This window comes from Paenibacillus sp. FSL R5-0713, from assembly GCF_037973325.1.
GTDB lineage: Bacteria > Bacillota > Bacilli > Paenibacillales > Paenibacillaceae > Paenibacillus.
In genome coordinates, this window is record NZ_CP150229.1 from 1250878 (window position 1) to 1274324 (window position 23447).

Annotated in this window: 19 protein-coding genes; 14 read left to right on the top strand and 5 right to left on the bottom strand. The window is 48.1% G+C overall.

Going from position 1 to position 23447, the window contains the following annotated elements:
- Positions 1 to 2 precede the first annotated feature (2 nt).
- Entirely contained in the window at positions 3 to 1076 is a 1074-nt protein-coding gene (locus MKZ12_RS05510) for an iron ABC transporter permease (RefSeq protein WP_339259190.1), read from the bottom strand.
- Between the two features lie 99 nt (positions 1077 to 1175).
- Positions 1176 to 2912 carry an AraC family transcriptional regulator gene (locus tag MKZ12_RS05515; protein WP_339259191.1) on the bottom strand — a complete coding sequence of 579 codons (1737 nt, stop codon included), beginning with the start codon at positions 2910 to 2912 and terminating at the stop codon, positions 1176 to 1178.
- A gap of 655 nt (positions 2913 to 3567) precedes the next feature.
- Between MKZ12_RS05515 and MKZ12_RS05520 the strand changes: the two genes are divergently transcribed.
- Complete coding sequence (locus tag MKZ12_RS05520; RefSeq protein ID WP_339259193.1) at positions 3568 to 4569, top strand: Gfo/Idh/MocA family oxidoreductase; 1002 nt, start codon at positions 3568 to 3570, stop codon at positions 4567 to 4569.
- A 21-nt stretch (positions 4570 to 4590) separates the two neighbouring features.
- Positions 4591 to 5214, top strand: a complete 624-nt coding sequence (locus MKZ12_RS05525; RefSeq protein WP_339259195.1) for a pyroglutamyl-peptidase I — start codon at positions 4591 to 4593, stop codon at positions 5212 to 5214.
- 622 nt (positions 5215 to 5836) lie between these two features.
- Here MKZ12_RS05525 and MKZ12_RS05530 read toward each other — a convergent pair.
- Positions 5837 to 6679: a 1,4-dihydroxy-6-naphthoate synthase gene (locus MKZ12_RS05530; protein WP_339259197.1), complete on the bottom strand. Its 843-nt coding sequence runs from the start codon at positions 6677 to 6679 to the stop codon at positions 5837 to 5839.
- A complete protein-coding gene (locus MKZ12_RS05535; RefSeq protein WP_339259199.1) occupies positions 6676 to 7581 on the bottom strand; it encodes a futalosine hydrolase in 906 nt (301 codons plus the stop codon). The genes MKZ12_RS05530 and MKZ12_RS05535 overlap by 4 nt, the downstream gene beginning before the upstream one ends.
- Before the next feature lie 1123 nt (positions 7582 to 8704).
- Here MKZ12_RS05535 and MKZ12_RS05540 point away from each other — a divergent pair.
- From MKZ12_RS05540 to MKZ12_RS05590, 11 genes are all read left to right on the top strand, one after another.
- Positions 8705 to 9094 (top strand): GntR family transcriptional regulator, encoded by a 390-nt coding sequence (locus MKZ12_RS05540; RefSeq protein WP_339240045.1) that lies wholly within the window; start codon positions 8705 to 8707, stop codon positions 9092 to 9094.
- A complete protein-coding gene (locus MKZ12_RS05545; protein ID WP_339259201.1) occupies positions 9087 to 9989 on the top strand; it encodes an ABC transporter ATP-binding protein in 903 nt (300 codons plus the stop codon). Before MKZ12_RS05540 ends, MKZ12_RS05545 begins: the two co-directional genes overlap by 8 nt.
- Positions 9964 to 11991 (top strand): hypothetical protein, encoded by a 2028-nt coding sequence (locus MKZ12_RS05550; protein ID WP_339259203.1) that lies wholly within the window; start codon positions 9964 to 9966, stop codon positions 11989 to 11991. Before MKZ12_RS05545 ends, MKZ12_RS05550 begins: the two co-directional genes overlap by 26 nt.
- 659 nt (positions 11992 to 12650) lie before the next feature.
- On the top strand, positions 12651 to 13586 hold the full coding sequence (locus MKZ12_RS05555; protein WP_339259205.1) for a hypothetical protein: 936 nt from the start codon (positions 12651 to 12653) through the stop codon (positions 13584 to 13586).
- Between the two features lie 80 nt (positions 13587 to 13666).
- Entirely contained in the window at positions 13667 to 14692 is a 1026-nt protein-coding gene (locus MKZ12_RS05560) for an alpha/beta hydrolase (protein WP_339259207.1), read from the top strand.
- Positions 14693 to 14744: 52 nt separating this feature from the next.
- The gene (nikR, locus tag MKZ12_RS05565; protein WP_339240057.1) at positions 14745 to 15290 is read left to right on the top strand and encodes a nickel-responsive transcriptional regulator NikR; all 546 of its coding nucleotides are present in this window, start codon (positions 14745 to 14747) and stop codon (positions 15288 to 15290) included.
- 292 nt (positions 15291 to 15582) lie between these two features.
- On the top strand, positions 15583 to 17244 hold the full coding sequence (locus tag MKZ12_RS05570; RefSeq protein WP_339259208.1) for an ABC transporter substrate-binding protein: 1662 nt from the start codon (positions 15583 to 15585) through the stop codon (positions 17242 to 17244).
- A gap of 42 nt (positions 17245 to 17286) precedes the next feature.
- Positions 17287 to 18282, top strand: coding sequence for an ABC transporter permease (locus MKZ12_RS05575; RefSeq protein ID WP_339259209.1), 996 nt, complete (start codon positions 17287 to 17289; stop codon positions 18280 to 18282).
- Entirely contained in the window at positions 18279 to 19280 is a 1002-nt protein-coding gene (locus MKZ12_RS05580) for an ABC transporter permease (RefSeq protein ID WP_339259211.1), read from the top strand. Before MKZ12_RS05575 ends, MKZ12_RS05580 begins: the two co-directional genes overlap by 4 nt.
- Positions 19281 to 19282: 2 nt before the next feature.
- A complete protein-coding gene (locus MKZ12_RS05585) occupies positions 19283 to 20239 on the top strand; it encodes an ABC transporter ATP-binding protein (protein WP_339259212.1) in 957 nt (318 codons plus the stop codon).
- Complete coding sequence (locus MKZ12_RS05590) at positions 20229 to 20840, top strand: ATP-binding cassette domain-containing protein (RefSeq protein WP_339259213.1); 612 nt, start codon at positions 20229 to 20231, stop codon at positions 20838 to 20840. The genes MKZ12_RS05585 and MKZ12_RS05590 overlap by 11 nt, the downstream gene beginning before the upstream one ends.
- A 208-nt stretch (positions 20841 to 21048) precedes the next feature.
- Here the strand turns inward: MKZ12_RS05590 and MKZ12_RS05595 are convergent, their stop codons facing one another.
- On the bottom strand, positions 21049 to 22239 hold the full coding sequence (locus tag MKZ12_RS05595) for a MalY/PatB family protein (protein ID WP_339259215.1): 1191 nt from the start codon (positions 22237 to 22239) through the stop codon (positions 21049 to 21051).
- A gap of 411 nt (positions 22240 to 22650) precedes the next feature.
- On the opposite strand from MKZ12_RS05595, the gene MKZ12_RS05600 reads away from it, so the two are divergent.
- The gene (locus MKZ12_RS05600) at positions 22651 to 23340 is read left to right on the top strand and encodes a stalk domain-containing protein (protein ID WP_339259217.1); all 690 of its coding nucleotides are present in this window, start codon (positions 22651 to 22653) and stop codon (positions 23338 to 23340) included.
- Positions 23341 to 23447: the final 107 nt, after the last annotated feature.

Sequence of the window (23447 nt, forward strand, 5' to 3'; positions counted from 1 at the left end):
CGCTACAAGGCCCTCCTTTCTTTACGGGCCAGATAGAGGAAGAACGGTACACCAACAAAGGCGACCATAATGCCTACTGCGAGTTCTTCCGGCGGGTTCACGATGCGTGAGCCCAGATCGGCGAGCACCAGTAATATCGCACCAAGCAGAGAAGACATCGGAATGATGAGTCGATAATCCACACCCACCAGTTTGCGTGAGATATGGGGGATGACGAGTCCAACAAATCCAATTGAGCCTACTGCCGACACGGACACACCAGCCAGCACAACAACTGCTGCGAGGGCGAGAAACCTCGTCCAGCGCAGGTTGATCCCGAGATTAATCGCGACTTCTTCTCCGAGTGACATAAGGGATACACGCCGGGCGAGTGGCATAATCAGGACGAGTGTTGCGAGCAGCACGGGAAGAATCAGCTTGAGATGCCGCCATTCAATTCCGCCAAAACCTCCTGCATACCAGAAGGCCAGATCCTGACTCAGGTCAAAATAAATGGCAACGCCTGTGCTGAGCGAGGTTAACATGGCTGCAATAACGGCCCCTGCGACCGTCAGTCTGATGGAATTCAGACCACCCGGTGCTGCCATTCCAAGCAGGAAGATAAGCAGTGTGCCCAAGACAGCCCCCACGAATGATAAAACCATGATCCAGCCATAGGGCAGTCCGGGCCAAAAGGCGAAGCTCAGTGCTACCACAAAAGTGGCTCCGGCATTGATGCCCAGAATGCCCGTGTCTGCCAGCGGATTACGTGTAATGCCTTGCATTAAAGCTCCTGCAACAGCAAAGGCAGCGCCGATGATAACCGCTGCAAGCACACGAGGCAGCCGCAGTTCATGAATAATCTGATGTGGTGTCAAAGCCGGGTTGTACTGAAATATGGCAGCCCATACGGTTTCCAGCGTTAGCCCTTTGGCACCTAACGAGATGGCGACAAACATACTTAGCAGCAGTATGGCTATGGCAGACAAAAACGTCAGCCCAACGGTCACCGCAGATTTTTTTGAATTAGATGGACGATGTGGCAGTCCCGGATGTTGAATACGGGTCACTCCTTTGGTACCAACAACGTATTTCATTGTTATTGATTATCATTATCAATTAGTCATCATTATAGAATCTTAATTCAGGCCCGTACATGGCATAAATTAAGATTCTGGAGATGGACATTTTTTAGATTACAAAAGTGAAGGTTTGTTCGTCAACATAGAGAGCGCTTCATCGAGCTGGATGTTGATGGAATATGGAGCATATACGACCCATGAGTTCCAGTCGATGAGATGCACACGTCCGTTTTTTACCGCGGGATGGCTGTTCCATAGTGGATTCGAAGCCATCTCTTTCCATAGTGTTGCCTTTTCATGCATAGAATTAATCGCCAGTACCAGCACATCTGCCTCCAAACCATCCCACTCTCCTGGTGTGAAGGGCAACCAGTTGAATCCGACGCCGGGAGGTTTGCCAGCCAGTTCGGTCTGAATGCGCTGAGGAACGGCCAATTGCAGACTGCGGTAAAAGACATGTCCGAAGTTGCGATGGCTGTACATCCGTGGGCCTTTAGGCGTTAACGTGCCAACGGCAACGGTAATATCTCCGACGATTTCCTTCATTTTTTTGCGTGCACGCTCCGCTTTGCGCTCATGTCGATCCAGCCAATCTGTCGCGGCTTGGGTACGATCCACAATGGATGCGATCTGATGCAGATGACCGAAGACGTCTGTCTGGTTCCAGGGAATGGTGATGATAGGGGCGACATCGCCAATATGCTCCATGGCTTTTGCAGTGGCATTGTCCTTGGTCAGAATCAAATCAGGATTCACATTGAGGAATGCCTGACGTCCTTGTTCCCACGGTTCGTAAGCATGGAAGGGCAGTGCCAGCGATTTGGGCAGATGAGGCAGGTGCCCCTGGATCTGAGCTGCGCATGGTGTGACGCCAAGTGTCATCAGATGGTCCGTGTATGGGTAGGAGAGCGACACGATGTTCCGGTGGACCTGCTTCGCATAGGAAGTTGGCGCATAACCAGCATGGTTCCGGAAACGTCGGCTGAAATAGAATTCGTCACGGTAACCCACTTCACGAGCCACATCACGGATACGCAGATCGGAAGTGAGCAGCAATTCCTTGGCCCGGTTCATACGCAGATGAGTGATGTATTCAATGGGATTCTTCTGCATGCGGCTCTTGAATAGCTGTGAGTAATAGGACGGATGCATGTCGGCCAGTTCAGCCAGCTTTTCCAGCTTGATCTCATGCATATAGTTTTCACGCATATATTGCAGGGTGGACCTGAGCCACTGTTCTGGTTCATCCTGCCCAGCCGCTGCGTCCGTCTGATCTTCTTGTTGTTGGGGCCAGAGCATATGTAACAGTTCCGTCAGGAAGAGCTGCGCCTTCAAGTCTTTTTGTGCATTTTCGTTGTTAAGGTGTGTAAGCTGCACGGCAATGCGCTGTATACCGTAAAATGGGCCCTGAATCCAGCCTGTAACCGGTGAACTGAGTTCACGTTCGTAGATGCGTCTGGCTTTGGTTTTCTCCGTAGCCCGATATAGATCGAAGTGAATGATATATAGTTCAATATCATGTTCTTCATCTCCGATCAGTTCAATTGAAGCGTCGGGTGTGCACAGACAAGCTGATTTGCGAACCACGTGGGATTCGGTCCCATTCATGATCAGTTGGCCTGTGAATTTGTGCATGTATATAAAGGTATGATGAGCAAGTTCAGTAGTGGACCAGCGCCATTTTCCATGGGTTATTATATGTTCTGCCTGACGAAGTTCGATCAGGGTATCATTCAGGAATGCATCCAGATCTGCCCGGTTTGAGGGTTCCTTTTCTGAACGGGGATTTGTCTGCTGATGCAACAGGTATGGATTGATGCCGCTGTGGGCCGTACCAGGGATGGTAGTCATGGTGCTTGTGACCTCCTCTCTTTTGAAAAGTTATTAGGTAATCATTGAACAGTTATTTAGGTCATGATTGAAGCGGGAACGTACGATATTTTGGCGGACCTGAACGTCTTTGTTGAACATCCATTGATCGCGTGGCATGAGGCAAGAATTGTATGGATTGAATAGGGGCATATACCCGGATCATGCCGTGTGGACACATGTGCAGATTCTGGATCGCGCTTAGTGATAACTATACCAAGAGCTTACCGTCAGCTCGGAGTGCTGGATTATAATAATTGGTTGCCTTGTCTGTCAGGGCCCGTTGGCAGTATAGTTGATATTTTTATATACCTGTAAGACAGGGATAGGATGTTGTTAATCAGGTATGATGGTTGATTTAACCGGATTATTGTGAGTTACAACCATGCCACGGGACAAGACCTTTTGGCTCCTAGTCTGCTGATAATCTTAGCAAATCTACTGAAGAATTGAAATGTACACAGATATGTTCGAGGTGCAGATGAGATGGAAGTCTAATGAACGTAAATAAAAGTAAATAATCGAAACCGTTTTCTGACGTAGGCGTTTCTTTTTGGTAAAATAAAGGGGATAACCTGTTGGCCTGATCTGAATCATGAACCTTTTCAACACCATTTGCAGTTAGGGAGGCTTTAAAATGACCGAAGTAGCGGGACGGGACAAAGTACGTTGGGGCATTATGGGCACGGGATGGATTGCATCCCAGTTTGCAAGGGATCTGGAGCATGCCGGGAACGCAGTGAAAGCAGCGGTAGGTTCACGGACAGCCGGTAGCGCGGAGAAGTTTGCAGCTGAATATGGTTTTGCACGCGCTTACGGTTCTTATGATGAGATGCTTCAAGATCCTGAGGTAGATATTATCTATGTGGCAACACCTCATCCTGTGCATAAGGAGAATGTCATGGCTTGCCTCGAGGCAGGTAAGGCGGTGCTCTGTGAAAAGCCGTTTACGATGAATGCGCGTCAACTGGAGCAACTGGTGGAGACGGCACGGGAGCGCAATCTTTTCCTGATGGAAGGGATGTGGACACGCTTTTTGCCGCCGATTGCTCAAGCTAGAGCATGGATCGCAGAAGGTCGAATTGGTGAAGTGCGTTTGCTTCAGGCAGACTTTGGATTCCGTGCCGGTTGGGAGCCGGAAGGAAGGTTGCTTAATCCGGATCTGGGCGGAGGAGCTTTGCTTGATGCAGGGGTGTACCCGATCTCCTTTGCTTCGATGATCTTTGGCGAACAGCCCCAGCATGTATGGAGTACGGCCAATATTGGTGAGACGGGTGTGGATGAGCAGTTTTCCGTGTTGTTGTCCTATTCCGAGGGACGCTCTGCTTCATTGAGTGCTGCCATTCGTCTGAACCTCAGCAATGAAGCGGTCATATACGGTACGGAGGGCAAGATTCGTCTGCCTTTGTTCCTCGCGGGCAAAGAAGCTTATCTGCATGTGAACGGTCAGGACGAACCGGAGAAATTCACGGATGATCGAACATGTATTGGTTATGCTTTTGAGGCAGAAGAAGCCGGACGCTGTATCCTCGAAGGTCGGACGGAGAGCAATACGATTAAACTGGACGAATCCCTGGAAATTATGAAATTGATGGACACGATACGGGGGCAGTGGGGATTGCGTTACAAATCAGAGTAAATAGACAGGAGCTGACGTGTAATGGTGAAGATTCTGATATCCGGGTTTGAACGTTTTGGCGGGGACACAGTGAATCCGACGGGAGCGTTAATGGAAGCTCTTGCGAACGAGGTGGTGGAGGGGGCTGAGCTAAAAACAGTACTGTTGCCCGTGCACTTCGATGAATGTGCAGACCTGCTCATCGCAGAGATGGAAGCCTATCGGCCGGATGTTGTTATCGCCTGTGGGCTGGCCAAGGGTAGAACATGCATCACACCGGAGCGGATTGCCGTGAATGTCAAAGACATTCCGCCTGGCTCCTACGCGGATAATCAGGGGCAACGTCCCGTGGACGAGCCCATTGTAGACGGCAGCCCAGATGGTTTGTTCTCCACGTTGCCGATCCGAGCCATGGTGAATGACATGTCAGCAGCAGGCATTCCCGCAGCCGTCTCTAATACAGCAGGCACATATATCTGCAACAACACGATGTACCGGTTGCTCGATCACATTCGAGTAGGGCAACTTCCGATCCGTGCCGGATTTGTACACTTTCCGGCCTCGACAGAGATGGCTGTGTTGCAGCCTTCCGTCCCTTCGCTACCTATACCCGTGATGCTGGATGCGCTGCGGATCATGATTCGCACCATTGTGGCTGAATCGTAGGGAAGGTTTGCTATCGTTCGGTTGCGGTTGCAGCAGATCGTAGGCGATGGTTGGATTTGTATCGTAGACCGCAATTGTGAATGGGAGAGCAGTGGGCTGGGATAATGGAGTACAGTAGGGTTCAAGATGACGTGGAGAGCTTGGAGTTGCATGGGGTTCTTTCTGCTTTGATCTTGGGTTGAGTAGAGTGATAGATATGAAGTTGAACATGAAGTAGAATAAAAAGTTGAAATAAGAAGTTGAATATAGAATTGTATATAAAGTCAAAAAAAAAGAGTTGTCCCATCGTCATGAATCTGACGTTAGGGGACAGCTCTTTCTGCTTCTATGTCGAGATCGTGTGTCGCTCAAGTCTAACGAACCCAGCGCACGCTATTCGCTTGAAATTTGCACATACCCATTTCTAACGAATCGTAGAAGCGTTATTGAATGAAAATAAGCGAAATTTCAGTGATATGACCCATTTCTAGATGAATAGAGTGTCTGAGATTCGTTAGAATTCTCAACGCATGATATTAGGCTAAATAGGGTGCGTAGGGTTCGTTAGATTTAGAGCGTACAGATTATAGCCAGCATAATAGCTAAAGAAATAGCTAAAGAAATAGCTGAAAAAAATCTAATATTAGATCCGCAACAGATCAAGATCGAACTCAGGAACGAGTCCTTCTTTCATGGCACGTCCAAGTAGTGCAGTAATCGCACCATATCCATCATCGCCCAGATTAGCGCTGAATTCGTTAACATACAGTCCGATATGCTGTGCAGCCACGTCAGGATCCATTTCTTGAGCATGTTCCATCACGTATGCTCTCGACTCATCCGGGTGCGCCCATGCATATTCAACGGAGGCGCGTGCCCATCCGGCGAGGGCGTGAGCATCCATGTCGCGACGTGCAATGATTGCTCCGAGCGGAATCGGAAGACCAGTATCGCTTTCCCACCAGTTACCAAGATCCGTCATCAGTTTGAGATCATAGTTCTGGTACGTGAAGCGTGCTTCATGGATGACAAGTCCGGCATCAATCTTGCCGTCCCGCACAGCAGGCATGATCTGGTCAAATGGCATGACCACAATCTCACCTACGCCGCCAGGAACATTTTGCGCTGCCCATAGACGGAACAACAAATATGCTGTTGAGCGTTCGCTCGGCACAGCAACTCGTCGTCCAGACAGATAGGCTGGATCGGTCGTACCGTTTGCGGTCAGAACCAGCGGACCGCATCCTCTGCCGAGTGCACCTCCAGCTGGAAGCAGAGCGTAGTCAGATAACACGTATGGCAGTGCTGCATAAGATATTTTCATCACTTCAGGTGTGTCGGGTCCATCCGGATTTGCCGCCAGACCATTGGTAATATCAATATCAGCATACCGGACATCCAGTCCAGGTGCGCCCGGAATCAGCCCGTGCACCCACGCGTGAAAGATAAATGTATCATTTGGACAAGGGGAAAATGCAATTTTCATGATGTAATAACCTCCCGTAAAATGGAACTTGCAGCCTGGAGCGCATCGAGGGCATCCTTGATGCGCCAAGCGTCGCGGTCGCGTGGACCGACCGCGTTGGATATGGCCCGGAGTTCGAGTGCTGGCACGCCGAACTGCTGGGCAGCGGTTGCCACGCCGAAGCCTTCCATGCCTTCGGCGGCGGCATCCGGCACGCGGCGCAATAGCTCCGCGGCCGTCTCCGCTGTTCCGGTCGCCGTGGACACGGTGACCGCAGTGCCTCCGCTGACAGCGAGCCCGGCCCGCTGCAGCTCATGGCGCAGGCGAGCGGCAAGCTCCGCGTCCGCCGCCACAATGGACGAGCCGAATCCGAGCTCGTCCACACTAAGGAAGCCGTCTGGCGTCTGCGAGCCCAGATCGGCAGCAACCATGGCGTCGGCTACCACGAGGGAGCCGACGTCCGCCCGGCCGGGGAACCCGCCGCCGATGCCGGCACTGATCACCAGCCTGTAGGCTGGTGAATATCCGGCCCCGGCAAGGGGCCCCGGCCCATCGGATGTGGCAGATGTCTGTGCCACATCCGATGGGCTTGGCGCGGTGGAACCGTGCGCCAACGCACTTGTGCTCGCAGCCGCTACGGCATATGCCAATGTAGCGGCTGTTCCAGCTGCGGCCGAGGCTGGGCCAACGCCCGCAGCAATGACGTCAAAACGTTCCGCGGCCGTGTCGCCCAAGCCGCGGAGAACTGCATCTTTTTCCGCATCCACCGCAGTGACAATTAACACACGTTGTGATGAATTTGTTTGGACCGACCGGATATCTGAAGTGATCATCTCCCCAGTTATTTCCCCCGGGTGTCCATTAGCTTCGAGTGATGCGTTCGGTTTATTACTTTGCTGTTCATCCTGTTTATGTTCATTCATCTCGAATTCTCCTTGTGAGGTATTAAGGTTGTAACAGATGCTTTGGAGGTAGCTTCCTACAGAATGTTTCAGCTACACTTCTTCGGCTGTATTCCTGCTTTGAATATTTATTCTCTGATTATTTATTTCTCTGTGAATGTATAGTTCAACTTGTATCCGTTAAATACGATCATATATTTGTCCACTACAAAAGAACATTTATCTCAATTTTGTCTTTCAAAGAGTGGACACTTTTTCTAAAAAGGTACTATATCTCTCCAAATAAATGAAACACTACATATAGAAGTTGTTTGATTAAAGAAATGTTAACAATCTATATGCAGAATATTAATTTCAGCTTGATTACACATGTCCGTGTCCACCCTTTGAAAGACATATCTGCAATATGTATGCGCAGGGCGGACAACACGAGTTGGCACCTCATACGAACAGACAAATATCAATCTTCAAATTTCATACCAACAAACCCAATGAATAACAAGCGAAGTCTACACTCAACCACTGCATAGTAGCTCATTCATACCAACCCCGAATTTAAAGCAAGTGCATCGTTTTGCTAACTCTAATATAGCTGCTTGCTGAACAGCCAACCACCGTGCAGACAATGAATCTACCAAGCAACACAACATATAGCGCATGACAGACCTAACAATCAATCAGGTTAAACGTGCACAAAATAGTAATCAAGATACAGTGATTATTGAACAATAGTTCATCTCCATCATAACGGAAGGGGAAAGACCTGAACAACCTTTGTAATGTAATTCTGTCAAAAGCGTCAAGCAAAGGTCTCGGGTAGGCGTATCACATCAAATAACCATAACGCTTCAAGTAGACGTATCACTTCAGTAAGCCTATCTCACCTGACCTCATATGAATGCCACTCTAATTATACCCCGTACTAATCCGAGACGAACTTGCTCCCAAATATTTTGATATGTCAAATAAACCATATGTTATCTCTTTTAACGTACTCCGAATAAAACAGGAAGTCAAAGTTAACGGTTGACAATCCGATTAACTGTATTAATAATAGTAGTACAGTTAATACACCTAATACACTTCAGATACAGTCATTTAAACCCATAGGTTATTTCAAACATTTACAGAAAGGAGGTGCGGGATGTTCGAATTAGATGTACGCAGTCGTAAGGCGATCTACGAGCAACTGGTGGACAAAGTCAAAGAAATGATCGTATACGGTATTCTAAAGCCTGACGAGCAGCTTCCTTCCGTTCGTGCGTTATCCACGCAGCTGACTGTGAATCCGAATACGATTCAGAAAGCGTATCGCGAGCTTGAACGTGAAGGTTACATCTATTCTTTGCAGGGAAAAGGAAGCTTCGTATCATCGTCAGTGGAACATCCGAATGAAGCCATGAGAGATGAGATCAGAGAGTCTCTGGTGAAGTTGATTGCAGAAGCTTCGTATTCCGGTATGACCAAAGCGGATATGACGCTTTTGTTTGAGGAAGCGATGGCCCGTATAGAGAAGGAGGAGCCTCATGATTGAGCTGAATCAAGTCGTCAAAGCGTTTGAACAGGAAAAGGCAGTGGATGGCGTAACGATGAACATACATAAGGGATCGATCTATGGTTTGCTCGGTTCCAACGGGGCAGGCAAGACATCGCTGCTCAAAATGATGGCTGGTATTTACCGTCAGGATAGCGGGACTGTTCGTATCGAGGATGCTGAAATTTATGAAAATATGGATCTCAAAGGCCGCACGATCTTTATGGCAGATGCGCCCTACTTTTTCCCACAATCTTCAATAACTCAGATGGCTGCATTTTATCGTTCCGTATATCCACGCTGGAATGAGGAGCGGTTCAAGCAACTGGCCACCGTGTTCAAACTGGATGTAAAACGTAAGCTGCATCGCATGTCCAAAGGCATGCGCCGTCAGGCAGCCGTATGGCTGGGACTTAGCTGCATGCCTGAAGTGCTGCTGATGGATGAGCCGATTGACGGCCTCGACCCGGTCATGCGCCAGCAGATCAAAAACTTGCTCTTCCAGGAAGCAGCTGAGCGTCAGGTAACCATTGTTATCTCGTCGCACAACTTGCGTGAGATTGAAGATCTGTGTGACCATGTGGCGATTATGCACAAAGGCCGAATTATTGTAGAGAAGGATCTCGATGATCTGAAGGCCGATACGCACAAAATCCAGGTTGCTTTCCGACATCCGGACCATGCCAAAGCCATGGATGAACAGATTGATATTTTGCATGAAGAAAAACGGGGAAGTGTATCTCTGTACATTGTCAAAGGCAACCGACAACAGGTAACGGATCAATTCCGTATACATGATCCGTATCTGCTGGATGTACTGCCTCTGACGCTCGAAGAAATCTTTATCTACGAAATGGAGGACGCAGGGTATGATATTCAACCGATTGTTCTGTAACCGGGGCATCCTGATCCAAAATTTCAGACAGCATGGATGGATCGGCATTTTATATCTAATCACGTTGCTGTTCTCGTTACCGTTATATATCGCTACGGAGTACAGGGACGTGCCACAGCAGATTACAAGTCTGTTTCAGGCCAATGGTGAAGTGCAGATTCTGTTCGCCATTACACTACCCGTAGCGGCTGGAATCTTTCTTTTTCGATATATTCAATCCGGTTCACCTTCTGATCTGTTCCATAGTTTGCCTTTACGTCGTAAACATCTGTTAACGGTTAATCTGTTGACTGGATATGCCATGATCCTGCTTCCAATCTGGATTACAACTGCGATTACCGGCTGGGTATGGGCAGTGCTGGACCAACCTGCTTTTCTGTTCGATGGCAGTGCGATCTGGATGTGGGGCTTGAGCATGAGTATTTACTCGTTGTTTATGTTCATGCTAACTGTGGCGGTCGGCATGTGCATTGGTCAATCTGTTTTGCAGGGGCTCACTGTGTACGCGCTACTCTTGTTACCTGTTGTTGTGTGGTTCATTATGTCACTTCATCTCCAGCATTATTTGCTTGGATATCCGTACGATGAATTGGGACGTAATGCGGAAGAAATGTCACTTGTTCTTCGTGTAGCTTCAATCAGTTATTCTCCTGTCACTAATGGAGAGCTTATAATCTATTCGATATTTACAATCCTGTTTATTCCGCTGACTTATGTGCTCTATGCAAAGAGACAGGTTGAGTCCGCTACACAAGCAGTTACATTCACTCTAGTAAAACCTATATTCCGCTTTGGTTTAATGTTTACGCTTGTTCTGATTGGCGGAGCTTACTTCACGATCATTGCTCCAAGAGAATCAGCCGGATGGGGAATCTTCGGATATATTCTTGGTGGAATTGTAGGTTATATCATTGCCGAGATGATTATTCGTAAAACATGGTTGATCTGGAGCAGCAAGTTACTACCCAAGATGATTCTATATGGTATTATCGCTGGTCTGATACTGTACGTACCTATTGCCGATTGGAATGGATACGCTGCCCGAGTGCCTGAACTGAATAAGGTTAAAAGTATCAAGCTTGGCGGGGATCGTTATATCTATAGTAATGGTGTCAATCAGAAGATGGATGACGGTCACCTCTATTCCAATGATTCGGAATACATGGGGGCAGTTATCGCTCTTCATCAAAAAATTGTCGATTCCGATCTTCCTTTATTGAATGATCCGATCAATCCAGGGATGCGTAACGATGAGTATGTATTTATTAACTACAAGCTGGATAACGGCAAGTTGATAAAACGTAAATACTATATTCCAGAAGCTGAATTCCATCAGGAATTGATGGCTCTGAAACAATCCCAGGACTACAAAAGAGTTGCCTTTGAAACGTATAAGCTGGAAGAAGATGCATTAAGTTTTGGCATTCGTTCTTCCACAAGTTCATACCGAAAGGTGTACATCAGCAATCCGGAGCAAGTCCGTGAGTTCAAGGAACTATTGAGACAGGACATTTTGGATCAGACCTACGAAGAACAGCGCTCTCCGTGGCAGTCGTTTGCTTACGCAGAGATGAATCAGGACTCGTCTTCGAAAGATCCAACTCAACCGAGGGAGATGTGGAATTTTGAGATCAAACCTAGCTATGATCGGGTGCTGGCCTGGTTGAAGGAGAACAACTTATACGACCAGTTGCTTGTCCAGGCAGACGAGATTGTCTCCGCACAGTTTGTGAAGCAGGAGATCAACAGTCCGGGTTCGCTTCAGTGGGCGAACCCGGAGCCCGAATATATCGATGGGAGTCTAAGTATCAAGAAGCAGGTCGCAACCCAAAATAAAGAAATCATTAGCGATTTGCTCAAACGTCAACGGTCTGGTTATAAAACAGAGAAAGATACCATCTACCAGATTAAGTTGAATGTGACTCGTGGCGAGAACATCTACATGATGCTGAAAGAAGAAGACCTAACAGAGGCAATGAAAGCTATACTGGTCAATCAATAAGTTGAGTTATATAGGTTGTTAACCATAAGCGGGAAGGGTTCTCCCGTTGATTAAAGGGTTGATATTAGACCAGGAAAACTATATAAATTGAACTAAACTATTTACACAAAACGGAGAGGACAGAAAGGACCTGAAGAAGCGGAGCGTTCGCCTTTATCCCCGGATTTCCCCTTTATAAAAGGAATCAAAAAAATCTGGGGATAACAGCGATCGGAAGGTTGTTCTGTCATCGGAGTGTGGAGTGTAAATATTCTTTAATTCAATTTATATAGACTCGACTTGACCAGATACAGCGAATGGAATATATTAGAAAAAGGGAAGGTTCGAGCGACTCGTTCAATCGAATCTCATATGGAACGGCTTATGAGGGAAGCACCCGTAAGAGCAGGCAAATGCCTGTCTTGCGGGTGCTTTTTTGTCGTTCGCTGATTTCGTTGGCGATTCTGCTACATATTTTAGATGAAAGGGTGTAGAGACGCATGCAAACAGAAGTGTGGAAGGAAACGATAAACGATCAGGAGGCCATGATAGCGATGATATGTGGTTGTTCCCTATTGGAACGATTAAGCTCACATCACTTCATAAACCATCATGGTTTCTTGGAAGGAAAGAAGGGTCGACAGCCTATCGAAGATTTAGCTTTAGAGGACATGGCTTCAATGGAGACAATTGTAGATCCATCTCGTGTTCTGACAGGACATAGCGGTAGTCACGCAGCACGTCAACGTAAAGTCCAACGATCTCATTTGCGATCATTCGCTCATATTTTATTTGGATCACGCCTGCTTATAGGACTTGTGATTTTGTTCGGCGCAGGCATGAGCTATTTTGCTTCTTCAGTCGAGGCGGCGGGCATAGATCTTGGTGTAACCGCGCAGAAAGCCTGGGATTCCGTTTTGAACAAAGCTGATGCCCAAACCAAGTTAACCTTGAAGCAAACGTATGAGAAAGTAGGGAACTGGAAGGCTCAAGAGCAGGCTTGGGAACAAAAAATAAAGACACTTCATGCCGCCAATACCGCGGAATTGGAGCGATTGCGTGTAGTAATAAGACAAACTGATGACGCGAAGATCGCAGCTCTAACTGAAAAGGTAAAACAAACCCAAGCCCGATATGAACCTCTATTCGCCCTCTATAGTTCAGTCAATCGACAGCTGGATGCAGCCAAAGCCATCAAAAATAAGGAATGGAGTGCTGCGATTCGCACGCAGGCGGAGACATTAAAACCCGTTGTGCAGCTTGCCAGAGAAGACATTCGGATCAAGAAAAAGGAACTTGCTGAAGCGCGTAAAGGGAAGAGCGCTGAAATAAAACGTTTACGAGCTATGCTAGCAGGGGCCGACTCGGCGAAAAAACAGATTCAAACGGCGAAAAAACAGGCAACTCTGGCAAAAGAACGATATTCGGGCGCGCTACAACAGTTCAAACAGAATACAAAGCAAGGCCAAGCGTCACGTGTACTCAGCTCATTGAACGCATTGGCTTCTGCAGCAGAGAAGTGGGCAGGTACAAAACAACATATCCACACTTTGGAGCAGAAAGTATCCACTACATATATGAAAGTCAGACAGGAAATCGCCAAGAGATCCAAATAAGAGGAAACCCGGTCCTCTCCGCAACGTACACCACTTTAGATGTAAAGACGCTTCGATGATGATGGAACGAGGTGAAGCTGTTGCAGTCCAAGTTGGAGGCAAAACGTACGGGGGCAAGAGGGTTTAAACGTAAACGGTACTGGATTCCCAGCGTTGTACTCATTTTCATCATAGGTTTTGTTGGAATGGGTGCTCAATTCACACCCAAAATAACGGTATTTTTATTAAAATCATTCATTGAGATTGCTAATCAAGATACGAACAGCAAAGATCGTATAATCTCGGAAGGCGTAACTCGTGTTGCGAATGTGCCCTATGCAGACGAAGGCCGTAATGACAGTACGCTGGATATCTATCATCCTTCCGTAACATCGGAACCTTTGCCGGTCGTGTTGTGGGTTCATGGCGGTGGATGGGTCTTGGGAGACAAAGCGGACATCGCAGAGTATGCCGTACAATTAGCCAAGCAGGGTTACGTTGTCGTTAGTATGAATTATGCGCTCGCACCAGATACGACATATCCCACTCCCGTGATCCAGACGAATCAGGTTTTGACTTACGTGAAGAACCATGTCAGCGAGTATCAGGGTGACCCGGAAAACATATTTCTCGCAGGCAACTCGGCAGGTGCCCAGATTGCAAGTCAGACTGCGGCCGTGGTGACGAATCCATCCCTCGCCAAGCTGATGAATATAACACCATCCGTTCAGCCAGAAGAATTACGTGGGGTTCTTCTATTCTGTGGTCCTTACAATCTGAGCACAGTAGCGGAAACAGGCTTTCCACTCATACGTACATTTCTCTGGTCATATACGGGAGTCAAAACATTTGAAGACTACCCAAGATTAGATGAAATGTCGACCGTTCTACAGACTACCGAAGCGTACCCGCCTGCATTTATTACCTCAGGCAATGATGACCCGTTGACCAGTCAATCGATTGAGCTGGCACAAGTCTTGAAGCGACTTGATGTTGATACGGAAACGTTATTTTTCTCGAACTCCTCAGAGAAGCTGGGACATGATTATCAATTTGATCTGAAGAGTGATGCTGGTCAACAGGCAATACGTTCGGCAGTACGATTTATGCAACAGTATAGTCGATGAGCAGACAAGTCTGTGGTACACTCGAAGCAAATGAGGGCGCAGGAGGAGAAGCATGGCAGACAAAGAAGATTTGACCCGGTTCGGGGTGGCGTTTCCGACACCTCTAATTGAGCAGTTTGACCAGTATATTGAGGAACAGGGATACAAAAACCGATCCGAAGCTTTCCGTGATCTTGTTCGCAAAACATTACTTCAACCTTCCGTACTGCAATCCGATCAGGATGTAGCTGGCACCATTGTGATGGTCTATGATCACCATATCAGTGATCTTCCCATTCGCTTGATGGAGCTCCAACATGAGGCGCATCATGACATCATCTCCAATATGCATGTACACCTGAACCATGACCAATGCCTGGAGGTCATTGCAGTACGGGGAAACCTGGGACGTTTGCGACATCTGCATCAACAGATCCAGGTGCAAAAAGGGGTCTTGTATGCTGAGCTTTCTGTGACTTATGTGGATGAACTCAACAAACTGGCTCATGCTCAGAGTCTAGATCAGGAAGACAATCCGAATCAAAGTCAGGATCACAGTCACAGTGTGAATCAGCATGGTCACAGTCATCATCATAAACATCATCGTTCTGCCGATTAAGATGAAATGAAGTGTGAATTAATTTCTATGAAAATATAGCGAATCTAAAAAACAGACCTTTGGTTAGATGCCAACCGTCTGTTTTTTTGTTGTTTGTTACAATACCTAACTTTATGAAGCGATACAGTTGTCGGTTTATATGAATTTTCAATGATTAGATCGAATATATGAAAATATTTGGATTTTGAAGTTAACTTTATTGACATAAGTTTTGCGTTTTGTGCTACAATTTCCGTAAAAAGTAACACGGAATAAGTGAGTGCAGCACATATTTAGAGGGGGAACGACCAGAATGGACAGATTTACATGGAGATGGGGAAAACGAAGAACAGTTAGAACAGGATTAGGCATCCTGCTTATATGTTCCATTGGATTATCGGGTTGTGCACAGGGATCGGCGCCAACAGCTTCATCAGCAGAGAATGGCCAGTCCGGAACAACCTCAACCAAGGACGAATTGGTGCTGGCTGTTGGTACCGAGCCGGAAGGCGGGTTTGATCCGACAACCGGATGGGGGCAATATGGTTCACCGCTTTTCCAGAGTACTTTGCTGAAGAGAGGCGCCAAGCTTCAACTGGTTAACGATCTGGCTACGGCATACTCCGTTAGTGAAGATGGGTTAACCTGGAAGATTACGCTTCGGGATGATGTGAAGTTCTCTGATGGGGAACCTTTGACGTCTGAAGATGTGAAATTTACGTTTGATACGGCTGCTCAGAGTGGTTCTGTGATTGATTTGACGAATATGGCTGATGTGCAGGCACCTGATGATCAAACGGTCGTATTCACACTGAAGTCGCCGCAGTCAACATTCATCAGCCTGCTGACGACACTCGGCATTGTGCCTGAACACGCCTATGGTGCTGATTATGCAGAGCATCCGGTTGGATCAGGACCGTACAAGCTGGTTCAGTGGGACAAAGGACAACAGGCCATCGTTGAAGCCAATGAAGAGTATTACGGTAACAAGTCTGCATTCCACAAACTCACCTTCCTCTATCTGGATGAAGATGCGGCCTATGCTGCTGCACAGGCAGGTACAGTGGATATCGCTGCGATCCCGGCAGCATTTAGCAAACAACAGGTGAATGGCATGACATTAGAGGCCGTAAAAACGGTAGATAACCGGGGCATTATGTTCCCCATGCAGCCTGCTGGTGCCAAGTCGGGCGATGGTCTCCCCGCAGGGAATGATGTGACATCCGATCTGGCGATTCGCCAAGCGGTGAATGTCGTGATTGATCGTAAGGCTTTGGTTGAGGGTGTACTTGAAGGATATGGTCGTCCTGCTTATTCCGTCAGTGATGATCTGCCTTGGAGCAATGCAGAAGCTGTATTTACGGATGCCAATCTTGATGAAGCGAAGCGCATTCTGGCGTCTGGTGGCTGGGTGGATGCAGATGGTGATGGTATCGTCGAGAAAAACGGCACGAAAGCCGAGTTCAATCTGCTTTATTTTGCAGGGGATTTAACAAGACAATCTCTGGCCTTAGCTGCTGCGGATATGGTTGCCCAGGCGGGAATTAAAATCAATGTTGAAGGCAAAAGCCGTGAAGAGACGAAAAAGATGGCTTACTCCAACGCTGTATTATTTGGTTGGGGCAGTCATGATCCACTGGAAACCTATAACCTCTATAGCAGTACCCACAAGGGAGAGGGATATTACAATGTAGGACTGTACAGTAATCCTGTCGTGGATTCATGGATGGAGAAGGCCCTTCAGGCCACCAGTGAGGAAGAGGCATTGCCCTACTGGCAAAAAGCGGAATGGGATGGCACAACAGGTTTCAGTTATCAGGGGGATGCACCTTGGGCGTGGCTCGTAAATATAGACCATCTGTATCTGGTTACGAATGGATTAAACATTGGCGAGCAGCAGATTCACCCCCATGGTCACGGCTGGCCAGTGACATCCAATCTGGAGGAATGGTCCTGGGATAACAGCGCGAAATAAGAAGCATAGCGGTAGCTTTAGCCTGAATTGGGGAGAGATTGGATGACGGGCAGGAATGGATGGGCCAGATTTGTTGGTAATAAAGTGTTGCGACTTGTATCTCTATTGGTTGGAGTCAGTGTGGTGTCTTTTATATTAATGCAATTTTCCCCTGTGGACCCGATCGAAGCTTACATTGGTGGAGACATGATCAGGGTAAGTGCGGAACAGCGCAGTTTAATCGAAGAGCGTTGGGGATTGAATGACTCTCCAATGGAACGATTGCTGACCTGGGGACAAGCACTGATTCAGGGAGATTTGGGAACATCAATGATCTATAGACAACCTGTAGCGGATATTATCCAGGAACGATTCATGAATTCTGTCGCGCTTATGGTTGTAGCCTGGCTACTGTCTGGTATCTTCGGGTTCACTCTGGGTGTAGTTGCTGCCATGAGAAGGGATTCAAGGCTGGATCGCCTGATCTGCTGGTATTGTTACACGCTGGCCTCCACGCCGGTATTCTGGATTGCGCTGTTGCTGCTAATGGTATTTGGAGTGTGGCTCGGATGGCTTCCAGTTGGCCTTGGGGTACCCGCAGGGATGTCGGCTGATCAGGTGACCTGGGGAGATCGGGCTATTCATATGATTCTGCCAGCGTTGACTCTCAGTCTGACCGGGGTAGCTTCCATCGCGCTGCATACCCGGCAGAAGCTCATGGATGTGCTGGATTCGGATTATATTCTATTTGCGAGAGCACGGGGTGAGCGTGGATTTCAGCTGTTTCGTCGACATGGGTTCAGACATGTTGTTTTGCCAGCGATCACGCTGCAGTTTGCTTCGTTCAGTGAACTGTTCGGCGGGGCTGTGCTGGCAGAACAGGTATTTTCATACCCTGGCCTTGGTCAGGCAACGGTTCAAGCGGGGTTGCGTGGAGATGTTCCACTGCTGCTTGGACTTGTGATGTGCAGTGCGATTTTTGTTTTTACGGGTAATATGATTGCCGACATTCTGTATCGCTTGATCGATCCACGAATGAAGGAGGAGCTGATATCATGAAGCAGACTGTAGAACGTTCCTCTGAGCAGACGGCAGATACAGCCCAAGTACAGAAAGTGAAAACTGCAAAACAAGAGATAAGGTACAACATTACTTCGGAATTTCTGCAAGTGGGGGCGGAACGAGAAACAAGCCAAACTAGAAGAGGAGGATATGCTCGTATCAAAGACCAACATTTCCGCAATCCTCGCCAAAGGGCGGTGATCTGGGGAAGCCTTGCAGTGATCTGGATTATCCTTGTGTGGTCGACGGGAAGGCTACTACCCGCTGGTTCTACGCTGACTTCATTAATGGATCGAAATCTGTCTCCAACCTGGGCGCATCCATTTGGCACAGATTGGCTCGGAAGAGATATGTTCATGCGTACGTTAAAAGGACTGGCAACCAGCATTCAAGTGGGACTACTTGCTGCATGTGGTGGCGGATTGATCGCACTACTGCTGGGTTTGGGGGCGGCTTCTAGCCGAGTTGCTGACCGGGTAATCTCATGGATCATCGACCTGTTCCTGAGTGTGCCTCATCTGGTATCGCTGGTTATGTTGGCCTTTGTATTTGGTGGGGGTTTGGCAGGAGTGGCGGCAGCCATCGCGCTGACGCACTGGCCGAATCTGGCCCGGATTGTACGAGCGGAGATGATTCAACTGAAATCCGTGGAGTACATTCAGATTTCACACAAGTTGGGTCAATCACGATTACGGATTGCGGTGCAGCATATGCTGCCACATTTAGTCCCGCAACTGTTTGTGGGCGTACTGTTAATTTTCCCCCATGCGATTCTGCATGAGGCAGCCATTACGTTTCTGGGGCTGGGGTTATCCCCGCAGCAACCGGCAATTGGCATTATTTTGTCAGAGTCGATGAGATATTTATCTGCTGGCATGTGGTGGCTCGCCTTTTTCCCGGGACTGGCATTGTTGCTGGTTGTTCGTGCGTTTGATGTATTGGGCAACAGTCTGAAGACGTTGACGGGTACAGGTAGTTCAAGGGAGGTGAGGTAGCTATGGCTCTTCTTGATATTCAGGGATTATCGGTGTCATTTCGACGCGCTCGTGGTTGGTTTGGACATGAACGGACTGATGTCATTCAGAATCTGGATCTTTCCATAAACGAGGGCGAGATTGTCGCTATTGTAGGCGCAAGTGGATCGGGTAAAAGTGTGCTTGCGCAGGCCATCATGGGTATTCTGCCTGCCAACGCCAAGTTGGAGGGCAGCATTAGCTACAATAACGAACCTTTGACCCCGGAGCGGCAGCTTCAACTGCGTGGAGACGAACTGATGTTGATTCCACAATCCGTCAGTTATTTGGACCCGCTGATGAAGGTGGGGAGGCAGGTTCAGTCGGTAAGCCGGGGTGCCGGACAGAAGCGCCGCTTCAAGACTCAATCCCACGTGAAAAAGTCGGAGCAGGAGCTGACGGAGCGTTATCAACTCCCACGGGGAACGGGCGAGAAATATCCGTTTGAGTTGTCCGGAGGTATGGCAAGGCGAGTGCTGATGGCTACAGCGACCTCAGGCCAGCCAAAGCTGATCATTGCGGATGAGCCGACACCAGGCATTCATCCCGAAGTGCTGGCCGAGACGATGAAGCAATTTCGCGAACTCGCAGATCAAGGCGTAGGCATCTTATGGATTACGCATGATGTTACGACTGCCCTGACGGCGGCCGATCGCATCGCTGTATTTTATGCGGGTGCCAATGTAGAGACAGCCCAGGTGGATGATTTTACGGGTAATGGAGAACGACTGCGCCATCCGTATACGAAAGCCCTTTGGAATGCGCTGCCGCAGAATGGATTTCAGCCACTCCCAGGCTCCCAGCCGTTGGCAGGTCAAGGGATCATTAGAGGATGTTCATTTGCTCCCCGCTGTAGCGCAGCAACCGCTGCATGTATCTCTGAACGTCCTCCGCTTCGTCAGATACGAGGCGGAGAAGTGAGGTGTCTCCATGTCACTTAAAGCACAGGATGTAAGTTATCGTTACGATCAGAAATCGTGGGTGTTTCAGCAGATGAACATGCAGGTGCAACAAGGCGAAGTCGTTGGCTTGTGGGGACCGAGTGGCTGTGGGAAAACAAGTCTTGGGCGCATCCTTGCAGGATATGCCGAACCCGTGGCAGGACAAGTGTTACTGGATGGTGAACCGCTCCCTCGTACAGGGGTATGTCCGGTTCAGTTGGTGTATCAGCACCCGGAGAAAGCTGTGAATCCACGCTGGCGGATGCGTCGTGTCCTTCAGGAGGCGGCTGTACAGGATGAGCAGTTGCTCGAAGCTTTGGGGATTCAGCAAGCTTGGCTGGACCGCAGACCGGGTGAATTATCCGGTGGGGAACTGCAACGATTCTGTGTGGCGCGAGCACTCGGTACATCGACACGTTATGTGATCGCAGATGAAATGACCACAATGCTGGATGCGATCACGCAGGCACAGATCTGGCATACCGTGATGGACGTGGCTCGCCAGCGTGATCTGGGATTACTGATCATAAGCCATGATCGGGATCTGCTGAACAGGCTGTGCGATAAAATTATTCCGATGCCGATTGCGATGTCACTGTAAGGTTAATTATGTTTCAATAAATATATGGATTGAATAGAAAAAAAGAGAATAGAAAAGAAAACGAAAAGGGGTGCCCCTAGTACTGTCATTGACCATGAATGTGAGTCATGGACTTGACTACGGGGCACCCCTTGTTCCATTTTACAGATATTCGTCTTATCGATCAGCATACGTTCTGTTCGCAACGTGCATAGAGTTAACTGTCAGCTTATTTGTCCGACAAGTTGCTGAGCAACACAGATAATCTGCGCATCGCCTCTTCCACCGTGGAACGCGGACAGGCTACATTAATACGCATGAACCCTGTACCCTCGGTTCCAAAGGAGCTCCCGTCATTGAAGGCAAGTCCTGCTTCGTGAAGCAGCATATTGCATAGTTGTGCATGTGGGATATTCAGCTCCCGAAAATCCATCCATAACAGATAGGTTGCTTCGGGCAGATGCATTTTGATCTCTGGCATATGTTCTGCAACATATTGCTGTACATACTCCATATTTCCGCGGATATATACCAGGCACTCCTCCAGCCATTCCTCTGCATCATTGTAAGCAGCTTCGGTCGCAACAGCCCCCAGTGTGCTGATACCGGCAAGTCCCATCGTTCTTACACCCTGTGCGAAAGATTCCCGTAACTTGGCATTTGGGATGATGATGTTGGACGTGCAGAGGCCGGGAATGTTGAACGTTTTGCTTGGAGCCGTACAGATGATACTTAGATCAGAGACGGCGTCCGAGATCAGGGTGAGCGGTGTATGAGCTCCGCGTTGGTGAACAAGATCGGCGTGAATTTCATCCGAAACGATCAGTACGTTGTATTGCAGACATAACGACGTAAGGCCTTCAAGCTCCTCCCGAGTCCATACACGTCCAACCGGATTATGTGGACTGCACAGAATCAGCATTTTGACCCGACCGGTCTGCAAGCTGGATTCCAGTTGTTTCAGATCCATCGTGTAATGACCCTTATTCTCAACCAAAGGATTGGTAATCAGTTCACGGCCTTGACCACGTACGACCTCGTAGAAGGGAGCATACACCGGAGTCTGGATGACCACTGCATCTCCCGGATCAGTGAATCGTTGTACAGCAATGCTGAGTGCAGGCACAATACCTGGCGTGAATACGATCCAGTCATCGTTAATTTTCCAGTTGTGGCGCCGCTGCATCCAATCTGCAACGGCTGCATGATACGCCTCGGTCCGCACTGTATAACCGAAAATTCCGTGCTCCATCCGTGTTTGCAGGGCCTGGATTACGGACGGTGGAGCAGCGAAATCCATATCAGCCACCCACATCGGAAGCGCATCTGCGACGCCGAAGATATCCTCAAGTGCATCCCACTTCTCCGATCCGGTAGAGACCCGGTTAATAGACTGATCAAATGTACTTTTATTGTTCATCGTATAAATCCCCCTTGAGTTCCGTTCCTTCGACCACAATTCGACATATCATTATCTAATACATTGGTTCATTTCGCAACTGTTGTGCGTGTATGATTAACTTCATAGGTATGGTCTGGAATTCAGGACTTTATTCATATAAGAACAACTTAACGAGTCAGAGAACAGCAACAATACGACAAAGACTATTTTTGTACGCCCTTGGTCCTGTTTTGTTCATTTATCGTTTACAACCTCTTGTCAGATGCTATTATATTGCTAACATTTGATGGGACAAATGGCTGTTATCCGAATAAGCTCGTACCCATACATGATGAGCATAACGACATGAGTCTTTTGCGTAAATCGAGCGATCGCCTTGGATCGTATTATGCCAAAGACTGACATTTGAACTCAGGAGGCGTTTTAGAGATGAAAAGCAAAAAGTGGTTGATTACTGCAAGTGTATTCGGCATGGTGTTGACCGGTTCGGCAGGCGTATATGCAGGTACACAACTGGAGACGATCAAAGCTTATCTGAACCATGGGCTCGCCATCGAAGTGAACGGGCAGAAATTCACACCGACAGGTGACCAGGGCAAGAAGCTTGCGCCAATTACATACCAGGGAAGTACCTATCTCCCCGTTCGTTCGATTGCGGATGCGTTGAAAACCGAAGTAAAGTATGATTCCCAGAACAATAAAGTAAGCATCGGCTCCTCAAGTTCCTCCGGTGGGTCGACATCCACAGGTAACAGCGGATCAACCTCCCCCTCAACAGGTACTAACACTCAGGCTTCAGGTGTGAAGTCCAAGTATCTGCCAGCAGATTTCCCTTTACCGAAGGATGCGAAGGCGACAAGTCTCGTTGAGAACATCATGGATGGCAACAAAAAAGTGGTGCTCACGTACACAACAAAAGAAACGTTGCTAACCGTTGGAACCTCCTACAAAGACTACTATCAGACCAAAAACTTGACTCAGAATACTCAGGATATACAGGAAGACGGCTTCAGCATCGTGGGTCGTGAAGATGGTAAATATGCCGTAACGATCACGGGTTCTGTGTCTGCAACCAACAAAGACCTGAATGAAGTTACCGTGGTATGGGGCGAAGAGTAAGCGACGAATATAACCACATGTCCTCATACTACCCTGCTTGAGTCGTTCAAAGTATAGTGATCCGTATTCTTCTATTATTCAAAAGGTAACGCCAAAAGCCGCCCGTT